The organism is Streptomyces phaeochromogenes, assembly GCF_001418655.1.
GTDB lineage: Bacteria > Actinomycetota > Actinomycetes > Streptomycetales > Streptomycetaceae > Streptomyces > Streptomyces phaeochromogenes.
The window spans coordinates 1-1,987 of sequence record NZ_LIQZ01000663.1; the positions used below are offsets into that span (position 1 = coordinate 1).

Annotated in this window: 2 protein-coding genes; one reads left to right on the forward strand and one right to left on the reverse strand. The window is 72.5% G+C overall.

The features are described 5' to 3' along the window. The coding region (fmt, locus tag AOK17_RS47335; RefSeq protein ID WP_055618798.1) for a methionyl-tRNA formyltransferase at positions 1 to 916 on the reverse strand (916 nt) is incomplete at its 3' end. 323 nt (positions 917 to 1,239) lie between these two features. On the opposite strand from fmt, the gene AOK17_RS47340 reads away from it, so the two are divergent. After that, positions 1,240 to 1,788: a hypothetical protein gene (locus AOK17_RS47340; protein WP_055618799.1), complete on the forward strand. Its 549-nt coding sequence runs from the start codon at positions 1,240 to 1,242 to the stop codon at positions 1,786 to 1,788. Positions 1,789 to 1,987 lie beyond the last annotated feature (199 nt).

Consider the following 1,987-nt stretch of genomic DNA (forward strand, 5'->3'; position numbering starts at 1 on the left):
CGCCGGACCCGATCCGAACCCCCCGCGCCCAATCCGCCGCCCGCATCGGCTTCTTCCCCTGAGCCTGCACCCACAGCAACTCAACGGCACACGACCCGGTCCCCACGTACACATTGTTCTTGCCGACCCCCAACGCCCCCGGAGCAAGATCCGTCCGCTCAGGAGCAAGCGCAACCTGGATCAACTTGAGCCGCTCCCCCCGGAACACGGTCCAAGCCCCCGGCGCGGGCGTACACCCGCGTACGACCCGGTCGACACGGAGCGCGGGCGCGGCCCAGTCCACATGCGCGTCCTCGACGCTGATCTTCGGCGCCAGCGTGACCCCGTCCCCCGGCTGCGGCACCGCCTTGAGCGTGCCGTCCTCGATCCCGTCCATGGTCGCGGCAAGCAGCCCCGCTCCCGCGAAGGCGAGCCGCGTCAGCAGATCCCCGCTGGTGTCGGTGGGCCGCACCTCCTCGGTGACCGTCCCGTAGACGGGCCCGGAGTCGAGCCCCTCCTCGATGAGAAACGTGGAGGCCCCGGTGATCTCGTCCCCGGCCATGACCGCGTGCTGCACGGGCGCCGCCCCACGCCAGGCGGGCAGCAGCGAGAAGTGCAGATTGACCCAGCCCTGGGCGGGGATGTCGAGCGCGACCCGGGGCAGCAGCGCACCGTAGGCGACCACGGGGCAGCAGTCCGGCGCGATCTCCCGCAGCCGCGCCAGAAACGCCTCGTCCCGCGGCTTCACCGGCTTCAGCACCTCGATGCCGGCCTCCTCCGCCCGCTCGGCGACGGGGCTCGCGACAAGCCTCCGTCCCCGCCCCGCCGGCGCGTCGGGCCGGGTGACGACGGCGGCCACCTCATGCCGCCCGGAGGCGATCAGGGCGTCCAGAGCGGGAACGGCGACCTCGGGGGTACCGGCGAAGACGAGCTTCATGGGTGGCAGTCGGCCTCTCGGGCGAGTTCATGACGGGCAGCACACCAGTCTATGGGGCGGCGTGGACGGCGCGAGCGGTGCGGGCAGTTCGGGCGGTACTCACTCGTCGCGAGGCCGAAGGCGAAGACCAGAGAGGCCGAGGGCGGAGACCAAGACGAAGGCCGAGGCGAGCGCACGCCCAGCCGCCGGGGGCGTACGCATATGCCCCCACGCCCCATAAGCGTGACCACTCACCCTCAAACGCGTTGGTCAAGAAAGAGTTGACCAAAACGGGCCGCACTCGCGGCCCGGTCCTTTTCAACGCCGGTTCGAGAGGCTTGTTCATGGCCGACCACGCAACCCACGACGCCCAGGCTCGGGCCAGCCTGCACTTGCTGGTGCGGGACATCGAGCGGGTCCGCCGGCAGGTGGACGCACTGCGCACGCTGACTGCCCAGCTGGGCAACGTCTACCGCCCGCGCCGCTCCGGCCCGTCCACGGGCTTCGTCGTCTACGGGCGGGCGCCCGCCCCGACCGTCCGCCTCGCGCAGGAGCTGCGGGACAGCGTCGAGACCCTGGTCACGGCCGCCGTGGACTTCGACCGCTCACTGGGCTTCTCGTGGGACGCGGTGGGCTCGGCGCTGGGGGTCACCAAACAGGCGGTGCACCGCCGTTACGGCGCCCGCCGGGCCGCGGCCCAGGCCGCCGCGGAGGCCGAGCGCGCCACGGAGCCGTCGGGTTCCTCCCGCACGGTCGCCGTCAACACCGGACTCCCCACGGTCCCCGCGGCCCGTTCCATGCCGATGCCGATGCCCACGCAGCCGACGGCGGGCAGCTCCACGCTCCGCGAGGAGATCAGGCCGACCGCCTTCCCGGGCCCGCGCAACGGCTGACCCCACACCCACCCGTCTGCCCCCGACCAACCTCGGGGGCAGACCCATTTGCCCGAACGAACAGCCACCGCAGGCACCCGGGCCGGACGCCGAGCCCCCGGCGTACGCAGCGCAGCACTGCACCCCGCACCGAACGGTCACCCGATATCCGGCGGATCAACCCGAATCCGCACCACATCACTCCCCCCACCGCCACCGC

What these genes read in the sequence shown, in the direction of transcription:
- AOK17_RS47340 (WP_055618799.1), top strand. Translation starts at nt 1,240, where the DNA reads ATGGCCGACCACGCAACCCACGACGCCCAGGCTCGGGCCAGCCTGCAC.